Raw genomic sequence first — 20,779 nt, forward strand, 5'->3', positions numbered from 1 at the left:
CCTCCGCCTCCCCCGCCGCCGCGGCCACCGCGGCCACCGCGCGGCGGGAGGTGACCGGCGAGAGCGCCGGACACCTCACTCGTCCCCGTCCCCGTAGCCGTAGCCGTAGCCGTAGCCGTAGCCGTAGCCGTAGCCGTACGTAAGGTTCACGCCGCCGACACGACGAGCAGTGGTCGCTGTCCGCCAGACGGACCTCAGGGGCGGTACGCCTCGCCCGCCGGATACGGTGGAACCACCATGAGCGCTTCGCAGACCTCGTCTTCCGACGTCCCTGCCGACGTCCCCACCCTCCTTGTGAAGATCTTCGGCAAGGACAGGCCGGGCATCACCGCCGGTCTCTTCGACACCCTCGCCGCCTACTCCGTCGACGTCGTCGACATCGAGCAGGTCGTGACCCGCGGCCGGATGGTGCTCTGCGCGCTCGTGACCGAGCCGCCCCCCGGGCTGGAGGGCGATCTGCGGTCGACCGTCCACAGCTGGGCCGAGTCGATGAAGATGCAGGCGGAGATCATCTCCGGCCGCGGTGACAACCGCCCGCGCGGGCTGGGCCGCTCCCTGGTGACTGTGCTCGGGCATCCGCTCACCGCCGAGGCGACGGCCGCGATCGCGGCGCGGATCACGGAGACCGGCGGCAACATCGACCGTATCTTCCGGCTCGCCAAGTACCCCGTGACCGCTGTCGAGTTCGCCGTCTCCGGCGTGGAGACCGAGCCGCTGCGCACCGCCCTGGTGACCGACGCGGCCAGGCTCGGCATCGACGTGGCGGTCGTCGCCGCCGGGCTGTACCGGCGCGCGCAGCGCCTCGTCGTCATGGACGTCGACTCGACGCTGATCCAGGACGAGGTCATCGAGCTGTTCGCCGCCCACGCCGGCTGCGAGGACAAGGTCGCCGAGGTGACGGCGGCCGCGATGCGCGGGGAGCTTGACTTCGAGCAGTCCCTGCACGCGCGCGTGGCGTTGCTGGAGGGGCTGGACGCCTCGGTCGTGGACAAGGTGCGCAGCGAGGTCCGGCTGACGCCGGGCGCCCGCACCCTGATCCGTACGCTGAAGCGGCTGGGCTATCAAGTCGGCGTCGTCTCGGGGGGCTTCACGCAGGTCACCGACGATCTGAAGGAGCGGCTCGGGCTGGACTTCGCCCACGCCAACACCTTGGAGATCGTCGACGGCAGGCTGACGGGCAAGGTCACCGGCGAGATCGTCGACCGCGCGGGCAAGGCCCGGCTGCTGCGCCGGTTCGCCGCGGAGGCGGGTGTGCCGCTGTCGCAGACGGTGGCGATCGGTGACGGAGCCAACGATCTGGACATGCTGAACGCGGCCGGTCTCGGGGTCGCCTTCAACGCCAAGCCGGTGGTGCGCGAGGCCGCGCACGCCGCGGTGAACTTCCCCTTCCTGGACACGGTCCTTTATCTGCTGGGCGTCACGCGTGAAGAGGTCGAGGCGGCGGACACCCTCGACATCGGCTGAACCCACACATCGACTGAACCGGCACACCGGCCTGACCGACACATCGGCTCAACCAGCACACCGGCCTGACCAGCACATCCGCTGAACCAGCACACCGGCCTGACCGGCATACCGGCTTGACCGACCACGAGGGGCCCGGCGCCACACCGGCGCCGGGCCCCTGTCACGCGGAGATCGTCACTCGGCCGGCGCCCAGTAGTCCCGCAGCGTGGCCATGCCCGGCTCCAGGCTCTTCCACGTGCCGCCGAACGACAGCACGGCGAAGGCGGCGGCCGGAAAGCCGCGGCGGGTCATCCGTTCCCGGGCGTCGTCCTCGCCGGAGCCCGCCAGAACGTCGGCGAGGCCCTGGATGCCGGGGTTGTGCCCGATCATGAGGACGTTCTGCGCGTCGTCGGGGGTCTGGTTGAGCAGGGCGATCAGCTCGCCCGGCGAGGCCTCGTAGATCCGCTCCTCGTAGACGGTTTTCGGCCGATGCGGGAACTCCTGGACGGCGAGCTTCCATGTCTCCCGGGTCCGGACCGCGGTGGAGCACAGGGCCAGGTCGAAGGCGATACCGGTGTCGGTCAGCCTGCGCCCGGCCTCCGCCGCTTCCATGCGGCCCCGGTCGGCGAGCGGACGCTCGTGATCCGTGACCTGTGGCCAGTCGGCTTTCGCATGGCGGAAGAGGACAATCCTGCGGGGTTCTGCGACGCTCATGAGATCCAGCTTCGCATGAAACACGCCACGGGGCGCAGGGAGTTGACCACCGGTTTTGGCCGTGATCAGCGGGCGAACAGCTGCTGCACACGCTCGAGGAGGTGGGTGATCGCCGGGTCGCCGCCGGCCGCGTGGGCGTCGGAGGGGTTCAGGATCAGGGCGAGCAGCGCGGTGAAGGCGAGCACGGGCAGGGCGAGGGCCCACCAAGGCAGCCGGCCGGCGGCACCGGCCCGGGTCGCCGGGTGGGGCCGGGTGTGCGTAGGGGCCGACATGGTGCCTCCGCTCCTCGAGTGGTCGGTGACCGTCTCGCGGTCACACACTCGAAGTTACGGAATCCGCGGCTGCCGTCCCATCCGGTGATCCACCCACTTGACCCTGACCCTCACCCCCTAGGGGACAGGGGGGCTAGCCCCACCATGGGCCGCGTGAGTGCCGGTCATGGCGAGGCGATGGTCGCGATGACGGCGATGACGATGAAGATCGCGAAGAAGGCTCCGAACACGAGCAGCATCTTCTTCTGACCGTGCTGGGGATTCGGGTCGAGCACTGGCATGGGGCGATTCTCCCACCCCTCACGGCAGCCCGGCGCCCCGGGGTGACTCCCGGCCCCCGGGGTGTTGCTCAGCGGGCCGCCTCGTCCTCCACCGTGCGGTCGCGCCCGGCCAGGAAGCCGACGGCCATCTGCGGGATCATCAGGGCGCTCATCAGCGCGATCGGAAGGCCCCAGCCACCACTGTGCTGGTAGAGGACGCCCACGAGGAGCGGCCCGGGGATGGAGATCAGGTAGCCGGTGCTCTGCGCGAACGCCGACAGCCGGGCCACGCCCGGGCCGGTCCTGGCCCGCATGCCGACCATGGTCAGGGCGAGCGGGAAGGCGCAGTTGGCGACGCCCAGCAGCAGGGCCCAGGCCCAGGCTCCGGCGGCGGGCGCGAGGTACAGCCCGGCGTAGCCGGCGAGGCCGCATGCGCCCAGGGCGAGCACGATCGGGCCCTGGTGGGGCAGCCGGGTGGCCAGGCGGGGTATGACGAAGGCCAGGGGCACGCCCATCACCATGGTGACCGCCAGGAGCAGCCCCGCGGTGCCGGCGGGCACACCGGCGTCCCGGAAGATCTGCGCCATCCAGCCCATGGTGATGTAGGCGGCGGTGGCCTGAAGCCCGAAGAAGACGGCGAGTGCCCAGGCGGTGCGGCTCCGGGCCATCCGCAGCGGGGGCGTCTCCACGCGCGCGTGCTCCGCCGGAGGAGACGCCGGGCCCCGCGCCTGCGTCGCCTCGGCGGTCTCCTCCCCCGCCCCGGGCGGTGTGGCGCGTCCCCGGGCGAAGGGCAGCCACGGCAGGACGGCGGCCACGGCGAGCCCCGCCCACAGGGCCAGGCCCGTCTGCCAGCTGCCGCCGAGGGTGTCGGTCAAGGGGACCGTCACAGCGGCCGCGAGGGCCGTGCCGAGGGCGAGAGCCATCGAGTACAGGCCGGTCATGGAACCCACACGGTCGGGGAACCAGTGCTTGACGATGACCGGCATCAGGACGTTGCTGACCGCGATGCCCATGAGGGCCAGGGCGCTGCCGGCCAGGAAGCCGGCCGTGCCGCCGGCGTAGGGGCGGACGAGCAGGCCGGTGGCGATCGCGGCCATGCCGGCGCACACCACGGCGCCCGCCCCGAAGCGGCGGGCGAGCCGCGGTGCCATGACGCCGAAGACGGCGAAGCACAGCGGCGGCACGGAGGTGAGCAGCCCGGCGACGCTGCCGCTCATGCCGAGCCCGACGCGGACCTCCTCCAGGAGGGCGCCGAGGCTGGTGATGGCGGGGCGGAGGTTGAGCGCGGACAGCACGATGCCGAGGACGAGCAGCCGCATCGTCCACGCGCGCGTGGACGCGCCGCCCGGTTTCCCGGCGTCGTGCGCGGTCGGGCTGCGTACGGTCGGGGGCGTCATCGTCCGGGTTTCCTCACTGACCATGAGAGCCATCATAGAATCATGGGATGATTGACTGTCCACTCGTCCGCTGCCCTGCGGCATCCCGGTCGTGCGAAGGTGAGCCATGCCCCTGAGCCATCCCCGCCGTTCGGCGCTCTCCGAGCAGGTCATCGCCGCCCTGCGGGCCCAGATCACCTCGGGCGAGTGGCCGGTCGGCTCCCGCATCCCGACCGAGCCGGAACTGGTCGAGCAGCTGGGCGTCGCCCGCAACACGGTCCGTGAGGCCGTCCGCGCCCTGTCGCACAACGGCCTGCTGGACATCCGCCAAGGCTCCGGCACGTACGTCGTGGCGACGAGCGAGCTGGCCGGCGTGATGCAGCGGCGGTTCGCCGAGGCCGACCCGCGGCACATCGCCGAGTTGCGCTCCACGCTGGAGTCGGCGGCCGCCCGGCTGGCCGCCGAGCGGCGCACGGAGAAGGACCTCAAGCAGCTCGACGCGCTGCTGCTGCGGCGTGAGGAGGCCTGGGCGTCGGGTGACAAGGAGGCGTTCGTGGCAGCGGACGCGACCTTCCACCTGGCCGTCGTGTCCGCCTCCCACAACGACGTGATGACGGCCATGTACGCGGACCTGGGCGAGGTGCTGCGGGATTGGCTGCGCGAGGACGTCGGCGAGAAGCTGACCCCGGAGACGCACATGGACCACGGGCGGCTGCTCGATGCGATCCGCGCGGGCGAGGCGGACGAGGCCGCGGCGGAGGCCGCCCGCTACCCGTTCCTGTGCCGTCTGGGCGGGATCAGCTCTCCCGCCGGTGACTGATCCACACGTCACCGACCTCTTTCCAGCACCGCCCCGTCAGCCGCACGGTCTGCGCGGGCCCGGCCTCGACCGGTGAGCTGTCGGTGTCGATGTCCCACCAGCGGGCGCACTCGACGTGCAGGCTCACACGGTCGGTCTCCGGGTAGGGGTTGTGGCAGTACGCGGTCACCTTGGAGCCGGTCACGCGAATCCGGCACGCGGCGCCGAAGGGATCGGCGGAATCCCGCTCATCGGCGGGCACGCGCGCGTCGGCGGACTCGCGATCGTCGGCGGTCACGCGCGCCTGGGGCACCGCCTCGTACGCCAGGGTCAGCACGAGCGCGACGGCGAGGGACACTGAGGCCGTTCGGCGGGACAAGCGCACAAGGGGACCTCCTCGGCCGTGCTGGGGAGGGGCTCGCGTGGTGAACGCGTACTCCAGAGTGCCCAGTTGCAGGCTCCCCCGCCCGGCCGGCTGAGCCGAACGGGTGACGCCCCGTTCCCCGCGCAGTGCGGGAAACGGGGCGTCGACGACGTACGGGAGATCAGGCTCCGATGGCGTGCAGACCGCCGTCCACGTGGATGATCTCGCCCGTGGTCTTGGGGAACCAGTCGCTCAGCAGGGCCACGACGCCGCGGCCGGCCGGCTCCGGGTCCTTCAGGTCCCACTCCAGCGGGGAGCGGGAGTCCCACACGGAGGCGAGCTCACCGAAGCCCGGGATGGACTTGGCGGCCATGGAGCCCAGCGGACCGGCCGAGACCAGGTTGCAGCGGATGTTCTGCTTGCCCAGGTCGCGGGCCATGTAGCGGCTGGTCGCCTCCAGGGCGGCCTTGGCCGGGCCCATCCAGTCGTACTGCGGCCAGGCGAACTGCGCGTCGAAGGTCAGACCGACGACGGAGCCACCGTTCTGCATCAGCGGCAGGCAGGCCATGGTGAGCGACTTCAGGGAGTACGCCGAGACGTGCATGGCCGTGGCGACCGACTCGAACGGCGTGTTCAGGAAGTTGCCGCCGAGGGCGTCCTGCGGGGCGAAACCGATGGAGTGCACGACACCGTCGAGGCCGCCGAGCTCCTCGCCGACGATGTCGGCCAGGCGCCCGAGGTGCTCGTCGTTGGTGACATCCAGCTCGATGACCTTGACGGGCTTGGGGAGCTTCTTGGCGATGCGCTCGGTCAGCGTGGGCCGCGGGAACGCCGTGAGGATGATCTCCGCGCCCTGCTCCTGGGCCAGCTTGGCGGTGTGGAAGGCGATGGAGGACTCCGTCAGCACACCGGTGATGAGGACGCGCTTGCCCTCGAGAATTCCGCTCATGGTGATCAGTGACCCATTCCCAGTCCGCCGTCAACGGGAATGACGGCTCCAGTGATGTACGAGGCGTCGTCCGAGGCGAGGAACCGCACCGTCGCGGCGATCTCCTCCGGCTGGGCGTACCGGCCGAGCGGGACCTGCTTCACGATGTTCTCGCGCTGCTCGTCGGTGAGCGCCTGGGTCATGTCGGTGTCGACGAAGCCGGGCGCGACGACGTTGAAGGTGAGGTTGCGCGAGCCCAGTTCACGGGCGAGGGAACGCGCGAAGCCGACCAGCGCAGCCTTGGAGGCGGCGTAGTTCGCCTGGCCGGGACCGCCGTACAGGCCGACGACCGACGAGATCAGCACCACGCGGCCCTTCTTGGCGCGCAGCATGCCGCGGTTGGCGCGCTTGACGACGCGGAAGGTGCCGGTGAGGTTGGTGTCGATGACCGAGGTGAAGTCCTCCTCGGACATGCGCATCAGGAGCTGGTCCTTGGTGATGCCGGCGTTGGCGACGAGGATTTCGACCGGGCCGTGGGCCTCCTCGATCTCCTTGTAGGCCTGCTCCACCTGCTCGGTGTCGGTGATGTCGCACTTGACGGCCAGGCAGCCCAGTTCCGTCAGGGCGGCCGGCGGCTCACCCGAGCGGTATGTGATGGCGACCTTGTCGCCGGCATCGGCGAAAGCGCGGGCGATGGCGAGGCCGATGCCCCGGTTGCCTCCGGTGACGAGAACCGAGCGGCTCAACGGATCACCCTTTCGATAGCGGTCTGATACCCGCCCCGGCGCCTGGACGACAGGCGGTGACGACAGGCGGCTTTCCTCGAAAACCTATCGGTCCGGGCGGGCCCGCGGACAATCGGGCACCCACAGTGGCGTACCGGACTCGCTGTCGGGTTTCTACAGAAAGCCGCGGGTCCGGCCCCGGAAACTCATGGCCCGCGCGCGGGATGGGCGACATGATCGGAGCAGTCACGACGCACGGCAACCACGGTCACCTCGACAGAAAGAGACGGCGGTGCCTCATACCATCGACGAGGCCTTCACGGCCCTCCCCCTACGCCCCCTCGCCGACGCGGCCTTGGCACGCGCGCGTGCGCTCGGCGCCGAGCACGCGGACTTCCGGTTCGAGCGGGTGCGGGGCGCCTCCTGGCGGTTCCGGGACGCCAAGCCCGCCGGGTCCTCGGACACCACCGACCTCGGGTACGCGGTGCGCGTGGTGCACGGCGGCAGCTGGGGTTTCGCGTCCGGTGTCGACCTCACCCTGGACGCCGCCGCCAGGGTCGCCGGGCAGGCGGTGGCGATGGCGAAGCTGTCCGCCCAGGTGATCAGGGCGGCGGGGTCGGACGAGCGCGTGGAGCTGGCCGGCGAGCCGGTGCACGCCGAGAAGACGTGGATCTCGTCGTACGAGATCGACCCCTTCTCCGTGCCCGACGAGGAGAAGGCCGGGCTGATCGCGGAGTGGAGCGCGCGGCTGCTGGCGGCCGACGGGGTCGACCACGTCGACGCCTCCCTGCTCACCGTCCACGAGAACAAGTTCTACGCCGACACCGCCGGGACCGTGACCACACAGCAGCGTGTGCGGCTGCACCCGGTGTTCAACGCGGTGTCGGTGGACGAGTCGAGCGGCGAGTTCGACTCCATGCGCACGCTCGCTCCGCCCGTGGGACGCGGCTGGGAGTACCTGCGGGGCACCGGCTGGGACTGGGAGGGCGAGCTGGAGCGGATCCCGGAGCTGCTCGCCGAGAAGATGCGCGCCCCCAGCGTCGAGGCGGGCCTGTACGACCTGGTCGTCGACCCGTCCAACCTGTGGCTGACCATCCACGAATCGATCGGGCACGCCACCGAACTGGACCGCGCGCTCGGCTACGAGGCCGCCTACGCCGGCACCTCCTTCGCCACCTTCGACCAGCTGGGCAAGCTGCGCTACGGCTCGGAGCTGATGAACGTCACCGGCGACCGCACCGCCGAGCACGGCCTGGCCACCATCGGCTACGACGACGAGGGCGTCGCGGGCCAGTCCTGGGACCTGGTCAAGGACGGCACGCTCGTCGGCTACCAGCTGGACCGGCGGATCGCGAGGCTGACCGGCTTCGAACGGTCCAACGGCTGCGCCTACGCCGACTCCCCCGGGCACGTGCCGGTACAGCGCATGGCGAACGTCTCGCTGCGGCCGGACCCGGCCGGGATGTCGACCGAGGATCTGATCGGGGGCGTGGAGCGCGGCATCTACGTCGTCGGCGACCGGTCCTGGTCGATCGACATGCAGCGCTACAACTTCCAGTTCACCGGCCAGCGCTTCTACCGGATCGAGAACGGGCGGCTCGCCGGGCAGCTGCGCGATGTCGCCTACCAGGCGACGACCACCGACTTCTGGGGCTCCATGGCCGCGGTGGGCGGGCCGCAGACCTATGTGCTCGGTGGCGCCTTCAACTGCGGCAAGGCCCAGCCGGGTCAGGTCGCCTCGGTGTCGCACGGCTGCCCGTCGGCCCTTTTCAAGGGTGTCAACATCCTCAATACGACCCAGGAGGCCGGTCGATGAGCGCGCGTTCCAGCAAGCCGCACGAGGTCGTCGAGCGCGCCCTCGAACTGTCCCGGGCGGACGGCTGTGTCGTCATCGCCGACGAGCAGTCCACCGCCAATCTGCGCTGGGCGGGCAACGCGCTGACCACGAACGGTGTCACGCGCGGGCGCACGCTCACCGTGGTCGCCACGGTCGACGGCAAGGAGGGCACGGCCTCCGGGGTCGTGTCACGGTCCGCCGTGACCCCCGACGAGCTGGAGCCCCTGGTGCGGGCCGCCGAGGCCGCCGCGCGCGGCGCCGGGCCCGCCGAGGACGCGCAGCCGCTGGTCTCGGGCGGGGAGCGGTCGCCGGAGTACACCGAGGCGCCCGCCGAGACCTCGTCCGCCGTGTTCGCCGACTTCGCCCCCGCGCTCGGCGAGGCCTTCGCACGCGCGCGTGCGGGCGGCCGGGAACTGTACGGCTTCGCCAACCACGAGATGGTGTCGTCGTACGTCGGTACGTCCACCGGGCTGCGGCTGCGCCACGACCAGCCCAACGGGACGCTGGAGCTGAACGCCAAGTCCCCCGACCGGACCCGGTCCGCGTGGGCCGGGCACTCCACGCGGGACTTCAAGGACGTCGACCCGGCGGCGCTGGACGCGGAGCTGGCGGTGCGCCTGGGGTGGGCCGAGCGGCGCGTGGAGCTGCCCGCCGGGCGCTACGAGACGCTGCTGCCGCCGACAGCCGTGGCGGACCTGCTGATCTACCAGATGTGGTCGGCGTCGGGCCGGGACGCGGTCGAGGGCCGCACGGTGTTCTCCAAGCCGGGCGGCGGCACCCGGGTCGGCGAAAAGCTGACCGGCCTGCCGCTGACCCTGCGCAGCGACCCGGGCGAGCCCGGCCTGGAGTCGGCGCCCTTCGTGATCGCGCACTCCTCCGGGGGTGACCAGTCGGTGTTCGACAACGGGCTGCCGCTCGCGGCCACCGAGTGGATGCGCGAGGGCGAGCTGCGGCACCTGACGACCAGCCGCCACAGCGCGGGCCTGACCGGGCTGCCCGTGGCGCCGGTCATCGACAACATCGTCCTGGACGGGGGCGAGGACCGGTCCCTGGACGAGATGGTCGCGAACACCGGGCGCGGGCTGCTGCTGACCTGCCTGTGGTACATCCGGGAGGTCGACCCGGCCTCACTGCTGCTCACCGGCCTGACCCGGGACGGCGTCTACCTCGTGGAGAACGGCGAGGTGACGGGCGAGGTGAACAACTTCCGGTTCAACGAGTCGCCGGTCGGAGTGCTCGGCCGCGCCACCGAGGCGGGGCGGACCGAGAAGACGTTGCCCAGGGAGTGGAGCGACTGGTTCACCAGGGCCGCGATGCCGGCCCTGCGGGTGCCGGATTTCAATATGAGCTCTGTCAGCCAGGGCGTATAACCTCGTACCTGATTACGAGCCCACCCGAGGAGATACGAGAACCGTGACGGACATCGTCGACGAGCTGAAGTGGCGCGGGCTGTTCGCCCTGTCCACTGACGAGGACGCTTTGCGCAAGGCGCTCGCGGACGGTCCCGTCACGTTTTATTGCGGCTTCGACCCGACGGCGCCGTCGCTGCACGTGGGGCACCTGGTGCAGGTGCTCACCGTGCGCCGGCTCCAGCAGGCCGGCCACCGGCCGCTGGCGCTGGTCGGCGGTGCCACGGGCCTGATCGGCGACCCGCGCCCGACCGCCGAGCGCACGCTGAACGACCCGGAGACGGTCACCGGCTGGGTCGGCAGGCTGCGCGCCCAGATCGAGCCGTTCCTGGACTTCGAGGGCGAGAACGCGGCCGTCATGGTCAACAACCTCGACTGGACGGAGAACCTCTCCGCGATCGAGTTCCTCCGCGACATCGGCAAGCACTTCCGGGTCAACAAGATGCTGACGAAGGACTCCGTGGCCCGGCGCCTGGAGTCCTCCGAGGGCATCAGCTACACGGAGTTCAGCTACCAGCTGCTGCAGGGCATGGACTTCCTCCAGCTGTACCGGCGCTACGGCTGCACGCTGCAGCAGGGCGGCAGCGACCAGTGGGGCAACCTCACGGCGGGCCTGGACCTGATCCACCGCCTGGAGCCCGACGCGAGCGCGCACGCGCTGGCGACGCCGCTGATGACCAAGGCGGACGGCACCAAGTTCGGCAAGACCGAGGGCGGCGCCGTCTGGCTGGACCCGGAGATGACGACGCCGTACGCGTTCTACCAGTTCTGGCTGAACGTGGACGACCGGGACATCTCGAAGTACATGCGCATCCTGTCCTTCCGCTCCCGTGCGGAGCTGGAGGAGCTGGAGGAGCAGACCGAGGAGCGTCCGCAGGCCCGGGCCGCGCAGCGGGCCCTGGCCGAGGAGCTGACGACGCTGGTGCACGGCGCTGACCAGACGGCCGCCGTGATCGCCGCGTCCAAGGCCCTCTTCGGGCAGGGCGAGCTGGCGGAGCTCGACGAGCGGACCCTGGCGGCGGCCCTGTCGGAGGTGCCGCACATCCGGGTCGCCGAGCTCGGCCCGGCCGTGGACCTGTTCGCCGAGGTCGGCCTGGTGGCCAGCAAGTCGGCCGCGCGCCGCACGGTCAAGGAGGGCGGCGCCTACGTGAACAACGTCAAGGTCGCCGGCGAGGACGCGGTCCCCGCCAAGGAGGACCTGCTGCACGGCCGCTGGCTGGTGCTGCGCCGGGGCAAGAAGAACCTGGCGGCGGTCGAGGTCACGGGCGTCTGAGGGCAGCGTTCGTACGGTGAGCGCAGGAAGGGGGTGGTCTCCGGTTGCCGGAGTCCGCCCCCTTCGCCGTGCGCCCCGTCATGCCCTGCGTTTGTCTCGCCTGGCCGCCGTCCAGGCCCGGTCGCCGAGACCGACGAGGATGACCGCGGCCACCAGTTGGAAGAGGTGCCGCCACCAGTCGATGCCCGACGTGGCGTCGACACCGGCCGCCCGGGCGATGGCGTTGCCGGCGATGCCGCCGATCATGCCCAGGATGACGGTCAGCCACAGGGGGATGTGCTGCTTGCCCGGAATGATCGCTTTGGCGAGCAGACCGAGTACCAGTCCTACGATGATCGCCCACAACCAGCCCATTGCTGCCTCCTCAGTACGGCTCGACGTGAGCACTACGGCCAGTGTCGGCCCAGGTGCCGTACGCCGCATGCCGACGCGGGCCGTACGTGCCACGGCGCAGTCCGTTCGCCCCGGCGGTGCGCCACCCGGTCTCGTGACCGGCGCAGCCGCGGCGTAACGTGGGAGCTGTCCCGGTCAGGTCCCCCGGCCGACCGAGGGCGGCTACGGGGCGGGGAGAGTCCGATACGGGCGGATGGTGGAACGCGATGCGGAAGCAGGATGGTGGCGGCAACGTCCAGGTTTTCCGGATCACCGGCGCCCGGACGGGACTCCAGGAGGACGTACGCAGGCGGCAGCGCCGGTACGTGATCTCGATGACGGTCCGCACGATCTCGGTGATCCTCGCGGCCACGTTGTGGAACGTCGAACGGCACGTCGCCATCGTGGCGTTGGTGCTCGGGCTGGTGCTGCCGTACGTCGCCGTGGTGATCGCGAACGCCGGGCGCGAGAACGCGCCGTCTCTGCCGTCGACGTTCGTGGCGCCGCCGGTGCGGCCGATGATCTCGCCGTCGGCTCCGGACGACGGGCCGGCGGCGGCCGGCGCGGAAGATGCCGTGTCCGAGCCGGTCCCGGGTGCGCGGGACGAGACGCCCGAGCGGTAGGTGCGCCGGGGGAAGATCACCGGCGATCGGGGAGGGAAGTCATCTTCCCGCCAAGCTCAAGAAAAGCTCAGATCAATCATGTTGTTCCAGTGCCGGGCCCGGGGTGTTGCGTGACATACTTCGTACGCGCTCCGCATCCCCCGTCGGAGCGACGGACCGACGCCGGGCAGCTCCCCCCGTGGCTGCTCGGCGTCGCCTTTTCTGTGAGACGAAGCTGTGAGTGACGAGACGCCCATCTGTTCCGCGAAGGGCTGCCGGGCCGGGGCCGTGTGGGTCCTGGCGTGGAACAACCCGAAGATCCACACGCCGGATCGGCGCAAGACGTGGCTGGCCTGTGAGGAGCACCGCGAGCACCTGTCGCAGTTCCTCGGCGTGCGGGGGTTCCTGAAGGACGTGGTCCTGCTCGAGGAGTGGGAAGAGACCCGCTAGGCCGTCATCCTCCGATGGCCGACATCGGCCGGTCGGGCTGTACGAACGTCGGGTCGTCCAGGCCCGCTCCCGCCTTCTTGCCCCACATCGCGAGGCGCCAGATGCGGGCGATCTCCTCGTCGGGGGCGCCGGATCGCAGGGCGGCGCGCAGGTCGGTCTCCTCCTGGGCGAACAGGCAGGTGCGGACCTGGCCGTCGGCGGTGAGGCGGGTGCGGTCGCAGGCCGCGCAGAACGGGCGGGTGACGGAGGCGATGACGCCGACCACGTGCGGCCCGCCGTCCACCAGCCAGCGCTCCGCCGGGGCCGAACCGCGCTTCTCCTCGCCCTCGGCGGTCAGCTCGAAGCGCGTGCGCAGCGAGGTCAGGATGTCCCCGGCGGTGATCATGCCGTCGCGCTTCCAGCCGTGCTGGGCGTCCAGCGGCATCTGCTCGATGAAACGCAGTTCGTAGTCGTGCTCCACGGCCCAGGCCAGAAGCTCGGGGGCCTCGTCGTCGTTGAGGCCCGGCATCAGGACCGAGTTGACCTTGACCGGGGTCAGGCCCGCGTCTCGGGCGGCGTACAGGCCCTCGATGACGTCCTTGTGGCGGTCGCGGCGGGTGAGGGTCTTGAAGACCTCCGGGCGCAGGGTGTCCAGGGAGACGTTGACCCGGTCCAGGCCCGCCGCCTTCAGGGCCGCCGCCGTGCGCTTGAGGCCGATGCCGTTGGTGGTCAGCGACATCTGGGGGCGCGGCTCCAGGGCCGCGACGCGCTCGACGATGCCGGCCAGGCCCGGGCGCAGCAACGGCTCGCCGCCGGTGAAGCGCACTTCCTCGATGCCGAGGGAGGTGACCGCGATGTCGATCAGGCGGACGATCTCGTCGTCCGTGAGCAGGTCCGGCTTGGCCAGCCACTGCAGGCCCTCCTCGGGCATGCAGTACGTACAGCGCAGATTGCACCGGTCGGTCAGCGAGACCCTCAGGTCGGTGGCCACCCGGCCGTATGTGTCGATGAGCACGTGGGCCCCCTCCCTCGTCGCGGATCCTGCGTGCGGCACGGTTTCTCCGACACCCGCGAGCCTACGCGACCGTACCGGCAACGCCACAGGCCCGATCCCACGACGCGGGACGCGGCCGTGCCGCAGGGACCTGGAGGTTCCTACGACACGGCCGCGCGGGAGGGGCCGGGTTCAGTGGGCTCCGGTGCCGGTCAGGGACCGTACCTCCAGCTCCGCGTACTTCTTGACGTCGGGCTCCTCCTTGGACAGGACCGTACCGAGCCAGCCCATCAGGAAGCCGAACGGGATGGAGATGATGCCCGGGTTCTTCAGCGGGAACCAGGCGAAGTCGACCTCGGGGAACATCGCCTTGGGGTCGCCGGAGACGACGGGCGAGAACAGCACCAGGCCGACCGCGACGATCAGACCGCCGTAGATCGACCACAGGGCGCCCTGGGTGGTGAAGCGCTTCCAGAACAGGCTGTAGAGGATCGTCGGCAGGTTGGCGGAGGCCGCGACCGCGAAGGCGAGCGCGACCAGGCCGGCCACGTTCAGGTCGCGGGCGAGGGCTCCGAGGGCGATGGAGACGACACCGATGAAGACGGTCGCCCAGCGGGCCGCACGCACTTCCTCGGCGCCGGAGGCCTGCCCCTTGCGGATGACGTTGGCGTAGATGTCGTGCGCGAAGGAGGACGACGAGGCGAGGGTGAGGCCGGCCACGACGGCGAGGATGGTCGCGAAGGCGACCGCCGAGATCGTGGCGAGCAGGATCGCGCCCCAGGTCGAGTCGACGCCGCCCAGATGCAGGGCGAGCAGGGGTGCCGCCGTGTTGCCGGACGGGTTGGACGCGATGATCTCATCCTGCGAGATGAGCGCCGCGGCGCCGAAGCCCAGCGCGATGGTCATCAGGTAGAAGCCGCCGATGATGCCGATCGCCCAGTTCACGGACTTACGGGCGGCCTTGGCGTCGGGCACCGTGTAGAAGCGGATCAGGATGTGCGGCAGGCCGGCGGTGCCGAGCACCAGGGCGATGCCGAGGGAGATGAAGTCCAGCTTGGAGGTGCCGGTCAAGCCGTACTGGAGACCGGGCTCCAGGAAGGCGGCGCCCTTGCCGCTGTTCTCGGCGGCCGTGCCGAGCAGGTCGGAGATGTTGAAGTTGAACTTCAGCAGCACCAGGAAGGTGATCAGGAGGGTGCCGCCGATGAGCAGCACGGCCTTGACCATCTGGACCCAGGTGGTGCCCTTCATACCGCCGATGGAGACGTACACGACCATCAGGAGGCCGACGAGGGCCACGATGAGGATCTTGCCGGCGTCGGAGGTGATGCCGAGCAGCAGCGAGACGAGGACGCCCGCTCCGGCCATCTGGGCCAGCAGGTAGAAGATCGACACGACGATCGTGGACGTACCGGCGGCGGTGCGCACCGGGCGCTGGCGCATGCGGTAGGCGAGGACGTCGCCCATGGTGTAGCGGCCGGAGTTGCGCAGCGGCTCTGCGACCAGGAGCAGGGCGACCAGCCAGGCGACCAGGAAGCCGATGGAGTACAGGAAGCCGTCGTAGCCGAAGAGGGCGATGGCGCCGGCGATGCCGAGGAACGACGCGGCCGACATGTAGTCGCCGGAGACCGCGAGTCCGTTCTGGAAGGCGCTGAACTGGCGGCCGCCCGCGTAGAAGTCGGCGGCGTCCTTGGTCTGGCGGCCCGCCCAGACGGTGATGCCGAGCGTGGCCAGGACGAACAGCGCGAACAGGGTGATGATCAGCGGGCGGTGCTCGCTGGCCTCGTTCGCGGCGAGGAAGGTCTGCTGTACGGGGCTCATGCGCCGCTCTCCATCCGGGTCTTGATGGCCTCGGCCTTGGGGTCGAGCTTCGCGGCGGCGTGCCGCGAGTACCACCAGGCGATGAGGAACGTGGTGACGAACTGGGCGATGCCGAGGACGAAGGCGACGTTGATGTTGCCGAACAGCTTGGTGCCCATGAAGCCGCCCGCGTAGTTCGAGAGCAGGACGTACAGCAGGTACCAGGCGATGAAGCCGACGGTCAGCGGGAAGGCGAAGGAGCGGTGGGAGCGGCGCAGTTCACCGAACTCCGCGCTCGCCTGCACCTCCGCGAACTCCTCGGGTGAGGGGAGTTTGTGTTGCTCTTTCGAGGGGGGCGGTGCGTCGGTGGCCACGGAGTCTCCTCGCAATGACGGAAGCGGTTGGGAACGGGGGCGGAGGCGAGAGTCCTCGCGCTCCTTGCTCAACGTCACGGCGGCACGCGGGAACCGGTTCAAACGACCGGCGTTCTTTCCGAAGTCGTTTCGGCAAAGCGTTGCTGGCCAGCGAGAGGCCGGGATAGCTTCGCCCTGCACCACCACGTCATGTACCTGCCCGAGCACCACCTGTGCCTCGGGCCGGTTTCGTTTCCGGAGGATGTGGAGACCCCATGTCTCACTTGCGTTCCAGACGCCGGCTCGCGCTCGCCGTGCCCGTCGCACTGTCCCTCACGGCCTCTCTGGGCTTCCTGCCGGCCGTCGCGTCGGCGGCCCCGCAGGCGGCGCCGGCCACCCGGGCGGCGGACGCGCCGAACCTGGCGTACGTCGTCAACACCAAGGTGGACCGCCACACGATCGCCTCGGTGAAGAAGGCGATCGGGAAGGCCGGCGGTTCGGTCGTGGTCACGTACCAGCGGATCGGCGTCATCGTCGTCCACTCCTCGAACCCCGACTTCGCCAAGACGATCCGCAAGGCCCGCGGGGTCCGGTCCGCGGGGGCGACGCGGACGGCGCCACTGACGGCCGCGGGGACGAAGGAGGAGGGCGCGGTCGAGTACCTGACGGCCGCCCAGGCCGAGCGCACCGAGGCCGCCTCGGCGAAGACGCCCGAGAGCGAGCCCCTTGAGGCGGACCAGTGGGACCTGCGCGCGATCGGCGCCGACAAGGCCGCATCGATCAACCCGGGCAGCCGCAAGGTGACCGTCGCCGTGATCGACACGGGCGTGGACGACACCCACCCCGACATCGCCCCGAACTTCTCCGCGTCGCAGTCCGCCAACTGTGCCGGCGGCAAGCCCGACACCAGCGAGGGTGCCTGGCGGCCGTACACGCCCGAGGACTATCACGGCACGCATGTCGCGGGTGAGATTGCGGCCGCCCGCAACGGCATCGGCGTCGCGGGCGTCGCTCCCGGTGTGAAGGTGTCCAGCATCAACGTGACCGACCGGGCGAACGGCCTCTTCTACCCGGAGAGCGTCGTCTGCGCGTTCGTGTTCGCCGCCGACCACGGCGTGGAGATCACGAACAACAGCTACTACGTCGACCCGTGGCTGTACAACTGCATGGACGACCCGGACCAGCGGGCCGTCGTCGACGCGGTGAACAGGGCGCAGCTGTACGCCCAGAAGAAGGGCACGCTGAACGTCGCCGCGGCGGGCAACTCCAACCACGACCTGGACGCGGACGCGATCGTCGACGACTCCAGCCCGAACGACACCACGCCCGCCGAGCGCACCATCGACCCGCACGAGTGCCTCGACATCCCGACGCAGCTGCCGGGTGTCGTCACGGTGAGCTCCACGGGCGTCGACAACGAGAAGTCGTACTTCTCGACGTACGGCAAGGGCGTCGTCGACGTCGCCGCGCCGGGTGGTGACCGCCGTTACCAGATCCCGGACACGCCCTCGAAGGACGGCCGCATCCTGTCCACCATGCCGAACGGCGCGTGGGGCTTCCTGCAGGGCACCTCGATGGCCTCGCCGCACGCCTCCGGCGTCGCCGCGCTGCTGAAGTCCAAGCACCCCTGGGCGTCTCCGGCCCAGCTCCAGGCGCTGCTGAAGGCGCAGGCCGACAAGACCGCCTGCCCCGCCTCCTACGACCAGGACGGCGACGGCACGCAGGACGCGGTCTGCGAGGGCGGCGGGCGTGTCAACGGCTTCTACGGCCACGGCATCGTCAACGCGCTGCGCGCGGTCAAGTGACCCGGCTCGCCACCGAGACCCTCCGCAAGATCAGCACGTACCGTGAACGAACTGGAGACACCATGACTGCGCCGTACGCGCGCTATCGTCGCGCCGTCGCGATCCCGGCCGGGATGGCGATGGCCACCGCCCTCGCGTTCCTGCCGAACACCATGGCCACGGCCGCCGAGGACGCCCCGGCTCCCGCGTCGGCCCGGGCCGACGCGACCCCGCTCAGCTACGTCGTCAACGTCAAGCCGGGGCACCGCACTTCGGCGCACGTGAAGAAGGCCGTCGCCAAGGCCGGCGGCACGGTCGTGACCTCGTACGACCAGATCGGCGTCATCGTCGTCCACTCCTCGGACGCCGGCTTCGCCAAGACCATCCGCAAGGTGCGCGGCGTGCAGTCGGCGGGCGCCACCCGCACCGCGCCGCTGCCCTCGGCGTCGACGGGCGACCTGGGCGCGCCGAAGGTGCTGAGCGCGGCCGAGGTCGCACAGGCCGAGGCGCCCGCCGGACAGGACCCGCTGCAGCCGCAGCAGTGGGACCTGCCCGCCATCAAGGCGGACAAGGCACACGAGAAGTCGCTGGGCAGCAAGAAGGTCACGGTCGCCGTGATCGACACCGGTGTCGACGACACCCACCCCGACATCGCGCCCAACTTCGACCGCAAGGCGTCGGTCAACTGTGTGTCGGGCAAGCCGGACACGGCCGACGGGGCCTGGCGGCCGAGCGCCGCGGAGAGCCCGCACGGCACGCACGTCGCCGGTGAGATCGCCGCCGCGAAGAACGGCGTCGGCATGACGGGTGTCGCTCCCGGGGTGAAGGTCTCCGGCATCAAGGTGTCCAACCCGGACGGCTTCTTCTACACGGAGGCCGTGGTGTGCGGCTTCGTGTGGGCGGCCGAGCACGGGGTCGACGTGACGAACAACAGCTATTACACCGACCCCTGGTACTTCAACTGCAAGAACGACCCGGACCAGAAGGCGCTCGTGGACGCCGTCACGCGGGCCGCGAAGTACGCGGAGAGGAAGGGCGCGGTCAACGTCGCCGCGGCCGGCAACGAGAACTACGACCTGGCCTCCGACGAGATCACCGACCCGTCGTCGCCGAACGACACCACGCCGGGCGACCGGGTCGTCGACCCCTCGAAGTGCCTCGACATCCCGACGCAGCTGCCGGGTGTCGTCACGGTCGCCTCGACGGGTGCGAAGGGCGTCAAGTCGTCGTTCTCCAACTACGGTCTGGGCGTCGCGGACATAGCCGCCCCGGGCGGTGACTCGACCGCCTACCAGAAGCCGGACGCGCCGGCCACGAGCGGCCTCATCCTGGGCACGCTGCCGGGCGGCAAGTGGGGTTACATGGCCGGTACGTCGATGGCGTCCCCGCACGTCGCGGGCGTCGCCGCCCTCATCAAGTCGACGCACCCGTACGCCTCCCCGGCCCTGGTGAAGGCCCTGCTGTACGCGGAGGCGGACGCCACGCCGTGCACCGACCCCTACGACATCAACGCCGACGGCAAGATCGACGCGGTGTGCGAGGGCTCCAAGAACCGCAACGGCTTCTACGGCTGGGGCATCGCGGACGCGCTGGACGCGGTGACCAAGTAGAGCTCGTGTGAAGGCGCGACGGGCCGGACGGGGACACCTGTCCGGCCCGTTCGGTGTCTGCGGCAGCCTCCTTTGTCATGGACGCCACCGGCAGGATGCTGGGGCGCATCGCTCACCCGGCCTCCACCCGGCCTCCTGACCGGCGGCTGGTACGTCGCCGAGGTCGCGCTCGCGCAGGGGTGGGAACTGCGGCCCGCGGACGGATGCAAGGAGGTGTGCGGCTGTGGTGGGCGGCCGCGTCCCGGGTTGACTGAGTTCCGCCGACTTGCCCGGCCGTGTGGAGGTTGGTGAAGATCCTGGGGTGACTTCGCCAAGACCCATACCCGGGGTGACCGATTCGCGCGGCCCGCTGCGGCCGACCGGTGCGGGCCGGACCGTCGCCGTTCTGGTGCTGGTGGCGCTGGCCGCGCTGATCCCGCTGCTCGGCCCGCCCGCCGCGCTGCACGGCACCGGGGAGGCCGAAGCGCCCGGCGCCGGTGGCATAGCCCTGCTGCGTACGGTGCTCTTCGCGGCGCTGTGCGTACCCGTCGGTGAGCTGTTCGTGAACCGGCTGGCGCGTTCGCTGCCCGGTACGGAGGCAGACCCGGTGGTGCCCCGCAGCTGGTCCCCCTTCGCGGCCGCCGCCGGTTTCACCGCGGCCCTGGGGCTCGCCTCGGTCGTGGCCACCGGCAATCTCGTTCCGGACCACCTGGCGGACATCGACGCCGGCGGGCTCTACGCGTCCCGGGACGGCAAGCTCGCCCTGCTGGAGGTCAACGCGTTCCTCGTGGCGGGACTGTGCGCCCTCTCGCGCCGGCCGGTCACGCAGGCGTGGCCGCTGGCCGCCGTGGTCGTGGCCGAGGCCCTGCGCGCACACCCCACCACCGAGCACAGCCCGCTGACCGGCTCCGCGCTGACGCTCGTCCATCTGACCTGCGCGGCGCTGTGGACGGGAGGCCTGCTGCACGCGCTGCGCACCCTCCGGCTGTGGCCCCGCACGGCCGGTGCGGCCCTGCTGGGTCTCTACGCGCGCGTGGCGGTCGTGCTGCTCGCCGCCATCACCGCGACGGGCGTGTGCAGTTCACTGCGCCGGATGCCGCCGGAGACGATCCTGGAGCAGTTGACGGGAACGGCGTACGGGCGCGCACTGCTCGCCAAGGTACTGCTCGTGGCAGTCGTCGCCGCCCTCGCCCTGTGGGCCCGGCGGCGGCTGCGCCGGGCTGCCGACCCGCTGACCGCATGTGCTCCGGCCCGGGCCGAGGTGGCCTTCCTGGGCCTGGCGGTCGCGGCGTCCGGACTGCTGACCGCGCTTCCGGTGCCCATCCGCTGGTGACAGCGGCGGGTCCCGGGCAGCGCGCAGGTCCTCGCGCGCGGCCCTCGGGTCGACGGCGATCGGCTGAGTACCGATCAGACGTACGCCCCGCGAACGGACAGACCGGACAAGACGCCTGAGGGA

The 20,779-nt window shown here is 70.9% G+C and carries 21 protein-coding genes; 10 read left to right on the forward strand and 11 right to left on the reverse strand.

Annotation, left to right across the window (positions count from 1 at the left end; genetic code table 11):
• Window positions 1-237 precede the first annotated feature (237 nt).
• The gene (serB, locus tag C1J00_RS06845; protein WP_102908137.1) at window positions 238-1,464 is read left to right on the forward strand and encodes a phosphoserine phosphatase SerB; all 1,227 of its coding nucleotides are present in this window, start codon (window positions 238-240) and stop codon (window positions 1,462-1,464) included.
• A 177-nt stretch (window positions 1,465-1,641) separates the two neighbouring features.
• Here the strand turns inward: serB and C1J00_RS06850 are convergent, their stop codons facing one another.
• From C1J00_RS06850 to C1J00_RS06865, 4 genes are all read right to left on the reverse strand, one after another.
• Window positions 1,642-2,160 carry a SixA phosphatase family protein gene (locus C1J00_RS06850; protein WP_102908138.1) on the reverse strand — a complete coding sequence of 173 codons (519 nt, stop codon included), beginning with the start codon at window positions 2,158-2,160 and terminating at the stop codon, window positions 1,642-1,644.
• 65 nt (window positions 2,161-2,225) lie between these two features.
• Window positions 2,226-2,432: a hypothetical protein gene (locus C1J00_RS06855; RefSeq protein WP_102908139.1), complete on the reverse strand. Its 207-nt coding sequence runs from the start codon at window positions 2,430-2,432 to the stop codon at window positions 2,226-2,228.
• Between the two features lie 164 nt (window positions 2,433-2,596).
• On the reverse strand, window positions 2,597-2,713 hold the full coding sequence (locus tag C1J00_RS47605; protein ID WP_097215821.1) for an SGM_5486 family transporter-associated protein: 117 nt from the start codon (window positions 2,711-2,713) through the stop codon (window positions 2,597-2,599).
• 68 nt (window positions 2,714-2,781) lie between these two features.
• A complete protein-coding gene (locus tag C1J00_RS06865) occupies window positions 2,782-4,125 on the reverse strand; it encodes a CynX/NimT family MFS transporter (protein WP_102908140.1) in 1,344 nt (447 codons plus the stop codon).
• Between the two features lie 70 nt (window positions 4,126-4,195).
• Here C1J00_RS06865 and C1J00_RS06870 point away from each other — a divergent pair, with 70 nt between their 5' ends.
• Window positions 4,196-4,888, forward strand: coding sequence for a FadR/GntR family transcriptional regulator (locus C1J00_RS06870; protein ID WP_102908141.1), 693 nt, complete (start codon window positions 4,196-4,198; stop codon window positions 4,886-4,888).
• On the opposite strand, the gene C1J00_RS06875 is transcribed toward C1J00_RS06870, so the two are convergent.
• The 3 genes from C1J00_RS06875 to fabG all read right to left on the reverse strand — a co-directional run bounded on the left by C1J00_RS06875 (window position 4,866) and on the right by fabG (window position 6,905).
• Window positions 4,866-5,252 (reverse strand): hypothetical protein, encoded by a 387-nt coding sequence (locus C1J00_RS06875; protein ID WP_102908142.1) that lies wholly within the window; start codon window positions 5,250-5,252, stop codon window positions 4,866-4,868. The two genes, C1J00_RS06870 and C1J00_RS06875, sit on opposite strands and share 23 nt — an antisense overlap.
• Window positions 5,253-5,412: 160 nt before the next feature.
• Window positions 5,413-6,180, reverse strand: a complete 768-nt coding sequence (fabI, locus tag C1J00_RS06880; RefSeq protein ID WP_102908143.1) for an enoyl-ACP reductase FabI — start codon at window positions 6,178-6,180, stop codon at window positions 5,413-5,415.
• A 5-nt stretch (window positions 6,181-6,185) separates the two neighbouring features.
• Complete coding sequence (gene fabG / locus C1J00_RS06885; protein WP_102908144.1) at window positions 6,186-6,905, reverse strand: 3-oxoacyl-[acyl-carrier-protein] reductase; 720 nt, start codon at window positions 6,903-6,905, stop codon at window positions 6,186-6,188.
• A gap of 271 nt (window positions 6,906-7,176) precedes the next feature.
• Here fabG and C1J00_RS06890 point away from each other — a divergent pair, with 271 nt between their 5' ends.
• From C1J00_RS06890 to tyrS, 3 genes are read left to right on the forward strand one after another with little or no spacing between them, the layout of a single operon-like run.
• A complete protein-coding gene (locus C1J00_RS06890; protein WP_102908145.1) occupies window positions 7,177-8,700 on the forward strand; it encodes a TldD/PmbA family protein in 1,524 nt (507 codons plus the stop codon).
• Complete coding sequence (locus tag C1J00_RS06895; protein WP_102908146.1) at window positions 8,697-10,091, forward strand: metallopeptidase TldD-related protein; 1,395 nt, start codon at window positions 8,697-8,699, stop codon at window positions 10,089-10,091. The genes C1J00_RS06890 and C1J00_RS06895 overlap by 4 nt, the downstream gene beginning before the upstream one ends.
• Window positions 10,092-10,134: 43 nt before the next feature.
• Window positions 10,135-11,403 (forward strand): tyrosine--tRNA ligase, encoded by a 1,269-nt coding sequence (tyrS, locus tag C1J00_RS06900; RefSeq protein WP_102908147.1) that lies wholly within the window; start codon window positions 10,135-10,137, stop codon window positions 11,401-11,403.
• Window positions 11,404-11,481: 78 nt separating this feature from the next.
• Here the strand turns inward: tyrS and C1J00_RS06905 are convergent, their stop codons facing one another.
• Window positions 11,482-11,757, reverse strand: coding sequence for a GlsB/YeaQ/YmgE family stress response membrane protein (locus tag C1J00_RS06905; RefSeq protein WP_102908148.1), 276 nt, complete (start codon window positions 11,755-11,757; stop codon window positions 11,482-11,484).
• Window positions 11,758-12,002: 245 nt separating this feature from the next.
• Between C1J00_RS06905 and C1J00_RS06910 the strand changes: the two genes are divergently transcribed.
• A complete protein-coding gene (locus tag C1J00_RS06910; protein ID WP_102908149.1) occupies window positions 12,003-12,398 on the forward strand; it encodes a DUF3099 domain-containing protein in 396 nt (131 codons plus the stop codon).
• 216 nt (window positions 12,399-12,614) lie between these two features.
• Window positions 12,615-12,827 carry a hypothetical protein gene (locus C1J00_RS06915; RefSeq protein ID WP_102908150.1) on the forward strand — a complete coding sequence of 71 codons (213 nt, stop codon included), beginning with the start codon at window positions 12,615-12,617 and terminating at the stop codon, window positions 12,825-12,827.
• 4 nt (window positions 12,828-12,831) lie between these two features.
• Here the strand turns inward: C1J00_RS06915 and moaA are convergent, their stop codons facing one another.
• From moaA to C1J00_RS06930, 3 genes are all read right to left on the reverse strand, one after another.
• The gene (gene moaA, locus C1J00_RS06920; RefSeq protein WP_219728326.1) at window positions 12,832-13,821 is read right to left on the reverse strand and encodes a GTP 3',8-cyclase MoaA; all 990 of its coding nucleotides are present in this window, start codon (window positions 13,819-13,821) and stop codon (window positions 12,832-12,834) included.
• Window positions 13,822-13,992: 171 nt separating this feature from the next.
• Entirely contained in the window at window positions 13,993-15,618 is a 1,626-nt protein-coding gene (locus tag C1J00_RS06925; RefSeq protein ID WP_102908152.1) for a monocarboxylic acid transporter, read from the reverse strand.
• Window positions 15,615-15,971 carry a DUF485 domain-containing protein gene (locus tag C1J00_RS06930; protein WP_102908153.1) on the reverse strand — a complete coding sequence of 119 codons (357 nt, stop codon included), beginning with the start codon at window positions 15,969-15,971 and terminating at the stop codon, window positions 15,615-15,617. Before C1J00_RS06930 ends, C1J00_RS06925 begins: the two co-directional genes overlap by 4 nt.
• Before the next feature lie 254 nt (window positions 15,972-16,225).
• On the opposite strand from C1J00_RS06930, the gene C1J00_RS06935 reads away from it, so the two are divergent.
• From C1J00_RS06935 to C1J00_RS06945, 3 genes are all read left to right on the forward strand, one after another.
• Complete coding sequence (locus C1J00_RS06935; protein WP_102908154.1) at window positions 16,226-17,755, forward strand: S8 family peptidase; 1,530 nt, start codon at window positions 16,226-16,228, stop codon at window positions 17,753-17,755.
• A gap of 62 nt (window positions 17,756-17,817) precedes the next feature.
• Window positions 17,818-19,344, forward strand: coding sequence for a S8 family peptidase (locus tag C1J00_RS06940; protein WP_102908169.1), 1,527 nt, complete (start codon window positions 17,818-17,820; stop codon window positions 19,342-19,344).
• Window positions 19,345-19,672: 328 nt separating this feature from the next.
• Window positions 19,673-20,656 carry a CopD family protein gene (locus tag C1J00_RS06945; protein WP_245936233.1) on the forward strand — a complete coding sequence of 328 codons (984 nt, stop codon included), beginning with the start codon at window positions 19,673-19,675 and terminating at the stop codon, window positions 20,654-20,656.
• Window positions 20,657-20,779: the final 123 nt, after the last annotated feature.

This window comes from Streptomyces cahuitamycinicus, assembly GCF_002891435.1.
In the GTDB taxonomy this organism is placed as follows: Bacteria; Actinomycetota; Actinomycetes; order Streptomycetales; family Streptomycetaceae; genus Streptomyces; species Streptomyces cahuitamycinicus.

Bases quoted from the DNA above. Each gene is read 5' to 3' on its own strand.
- fabI (WP_102908143.1), bottom strand. From the start codon at position 6,180: ATGAGCGGAATTCTCGAGGGCAAGCGCGTCCTCATCACCGGTGTGCTG.
- C1J00_RS06905 (WP_102908148.1), bottom strand. From the start codon at position 11,757: ATGGGCTGGTTGTGGGCGATCATCGTAGGACTGGTACTCGGTCTGCTC.
- C1J00_RS06865 (WP_102908140.1), bottom strand. From the start codon at position 4,125: ATGATGGCTCTCATGGTCAGTGAGGAAACCCGGACGATGACGCCCCCG.
- C1J00_RS47605 (WP_097215821.1), bottom strand. From the start codon at position 2,713: ATGCCAGTGCTCGACCCGAATCCCCAGCACGGTCAGAAGAAGATGCTG.
- C1J00_RS06855 (WP_102908139.1), bottom strand. From the start codon at position 2,432: ATGTCGGCCCCTACGCACACCCGGCCCCACCCGGCGACCCGGGCCGGT.
- C1J00_RS06850 (WP_102908138.1), bottom strand. From the start codon at position 2,160: ATGAGCGTCGCAGAACCCCGCAGGATTGTCCTCTTCCGCCATGCGAAA.
- serB (WP_102908137.1), top strand. From the start codon at position 238: ATGAGCGCTTCGCAGACCTCGTCTTCCGACGTCCCTGCCGACGTCCCC.
- C1J00_RS06910 (WP_102908149.1), top strand. From the start codon at position 12,003: ATGCGGAAGCAGGATGGTGGCGGCAACGTCCAGGTTTTCCGGATCACC.
- C1J00_RS06895 (WP_102908146.1), top strand. From the start codon at position 8,697: ATGAGCGCGCGTTCCAGCAAGCCGCACGAGGTCGTCGAGCGCGCCCTC.
- C1J00_RS06870 (WP_102908141.1), top strand. From the start codon at position 4,196: ATGCCCCTGAGCCATCCCCGCCGTTCGGCGCTCTCCGAGCAGGTCATC.
- C1J00_RS06935 (WP_102908154.1), top strand. From the start codon at position 16,226: ATGTCTCACTTGCGTTCCAGACGCCGGCTCGCGCTCGCCGTGCCCGTC.
- C1J00_RS06925 (WP_102908152.1), bottom strand. From the start codon at position 15,618: ATGAGCCCCGTACAGCAGACCTTCCTCGCCGCGAACGAGGCCAGCGAG.
- C1J00_RS06940 (WP_102908169.1), top strand. From the start codon at position 17,818: ATGACTGCGCCGTACGCGCGCTATCGTCGCGCCGTCGCGATCCCGGCC.